This is a genomic window from Actinomycetes bacterium, assembly GCA_024222295.1.
In the GTDB taxonomy this organism is placed as follows: Bacteria; Actinomycetota; Acidimicrobiia; order Acidimicrobiales; family Microtrichaceae; genus JAAEPF01.
This window is the reverse complement of sequence record JAAEPF010000020.1, coordinates 1-2,649: the sequence shown is the minus strand read 5'-3', so window position 1 is coordinate 2,649 and position 2,649 is coordinate 1. Positions and strand designations below refer to the sequence as shown.

The following is a 2,649-nucleotide window of genomic DNA, read 5'->3' as shown; positions in this document are numbered from 1 at the left end:
TCTCGTCCGCGCCGCCTCCGCGACCTCTCTGCCGTGCACAAGTAGCACCACGTGCGCCTCGAACAGCGCGTCGAAGTCCGCGTCCTGCCCTAACGGTGGTAGCCCCACGGCTCGACCGCCGCGCTCGCCGCATACGGTCCGCTCCGGTTGTCGCTCACTATGCTGAGGCGCGTGCGCCTCCGTGGACGCCTCGCTCTCCTCGTGCGTACAGTTCGCGAACGTTTGCGCCACCAATGCCGCATCTGCGTGCTGCAAGTCCTCCACTGCGCTCTCTCTCAGCACCGCCGCCATGGCCTCCCGGTCGTACTTCTGCAGGCGCTCCAACGCCGTTGACACCCGGCACAGCTGGAAGCCGCAATGGCGCTTCGCCAAAGTCGGTGTAATCCGGAAGCCCGTCACCGCCTGGCGCGCCATGAAGAACGAGCTCGCGTAGCGCCTCAGCGTGCCCTTCTCGAGTGTGCATGCGAAGTACGTCGTGTTGCCGTACTTGCCCACCTCGCGCAGCGCCTCGAACCCCGTGTGCAGCATCTTTCCCAAACCGGTCGAGAGGCTGTACGACTCGTACGTCTTCTGCGAGTCCCCCGACGCGCCCCGCCGCAGCGCCGCTCCCGCCAACAGGTCGAAGCCCTTGATGGCCGCATCCTGCGGAGTGCCGCCCACCTCCACAGGTCCCGAGGGTAGTACGAGCGCGTCCGCTACCGTATTGCCGTTGAGCACGAACGCTAGCTCACCGTCGTGCAGTATGAGCGCCGCCCGCACGTTGGTGACCGATGGCCCCACCGCCACGTACGCCTCCTCATCACCTGCTGCCGCCGTGCGCACTGTGAACACACCCAACTTCGCGCGCCCTTCGCGCACTGTTAGGTGTGCGGCCACCGTGATGGTGTGGTGTCCGCCTGCCGCAGCGCCGTCGCCTTCAGCGCGCACCACGTACGCCTCGGCGTAGTTGCCGTTGCGCTTGTGCTGCTGCCGATCCGCGTCGACGTACAAGTACTGGAAGAGCGCCCGCTGGTCCTGCTGCACTCCCACACTGTGCGCCTGCGCACACACCCGGCTGCGCACGACGACGTCATGCGTCGATGCCAACAGCGATCCCTGCAACGCCCCACTCAACGCCTCCAGGTGCTCCATGCAGCTCGGTACCGTCGCCACGAAGAGTAGAGTGTTCCCTATCTGTACTGGCTTGCGCGGCCGCGCGTTGACGGCTGCAGCCACACCCTTCGGTGGCGGCCCCATGCACTGAGACCAGGTGTGCTGCGCCAGCTTCTTGACCACCACGGTGATTGGCGTCAGCTCCGCCGCCGCTGTCGTCGCCAGCATGCACTCGCGTCCCTCGCGCCTGCAGAGGCAGACCACTGAGGAGTCGTCGACCAGCGGCACCGCCACGCGAGTCCCCGCCGGGTACTCGGGAGGGGTCGGGGCACGTATCGCAAATGCAGGGCTCCGCGCTTGCGACAGCGCCAGCGCTAGCTCCTCTAGATCGTCCGCCCGCAACCCCTTCAGGAGTGCTCTGTGCAGTCGTCCTCCCGACAGCACGTCCTCGTACGCGTACACGAAGTCGCGAAGCGGCAGTGGCCGCTTGTTGAACATGTACGGCACGAATGTCATGGAGCCCTTGTGCGTTAACTGCACCTGCTCGCCCACCCAATGCTTCAGCACCACGCCCAGGCCGCGTTGCACCCCTGGTACGTGGCGACGCAGCAAGGTGTCGGCCAACCCGGTGTCCAGGAAGCCACTCAACTTGACGCCGTACTCGCGGTACATCGACGCCGCGTCGCCATTGCAGCAGTGCAGCGACTTCACCACCCTGCGGTCCTCCAGCAGCGCTCGCAGCGTGTCGGGACCCACCGCCCGCAATATGTTCTTGTTCATGTGCGTGTCGAAGACGTACACCAGCGGATCCTGCTCGCCGGCGCCCTCTGCCTCTGCTAGTCCGTCCACGCAGGCCTGCAAGAGCGATATGTACGACGCGCGCCCTCCCAACTCGCCCTCCAGATCGATCACCAAGGGGAGGTCGCTCCGCCCGCGCAGGCGCTTGTGCAGCCGTGCTACTGCACCCGTCACGTGCTCATCACTGGCGCACAGCGCCGGCCCATTTGGAGCGTCGTCGTATGTAGGCACGTTGGCCGCCGCATCCCACAGCGCCTCCGTCGTGAACACTGACTGCTCGTCGTGCCGCCGCCGCGTCACGATCTTCCGCAGACCCTCCAGCAGCCCTCGCCACTCGTTGGGCGTGGAGCCCCTCACCAAGATGTTGAGCATCCGCATGACGATCTTCAGAATGGCGCTGCTGACGGGCTCCAGCACGCTATCCATGCCCGTCTGCAGCCGCACAAAGCCGCTGCCCGCGACGCAATCGTCCTCGCCCGCCGCGATCAACTGCGCCAAGAACACCGTCGCGCTGTGTTGCTCTCGCGCCCAATGTATCGACGCTGTCGCCAGCGCACCGGCCACCCTCGACCGCTCCCCGTAGGTGTTCCTCAAGTACGCGCCCAGTTGGCTTCGGCACGTACCCTTGCCGACGGCCGCGGCACTCGGTAGCGTATACAGCGACCCTGACCCCGGCACGCGCTCAATGAGCACTTTCCACCCGCCGCTCTCGTCCGCCGCGAGCAGCACCATCACCAGCCGCTCCGCCTTGCTCGTCCG

The 2,649-nt window shown here is 66.3% G+C and carries 1 protein-coding gene; it reads right to left on the bottom strand.

From position 1 onward, the window contains the following. Positions 1-2,625 (bottom strand): hypothetical protein (locus tag GY812_05305; GenBank protein ID MCP4434907.1); only part of this gene is annotated, 2,625 nt, incomplete at its 3' end. Positions 2,626-2,649: the final 24 nt, after the last annotated feature.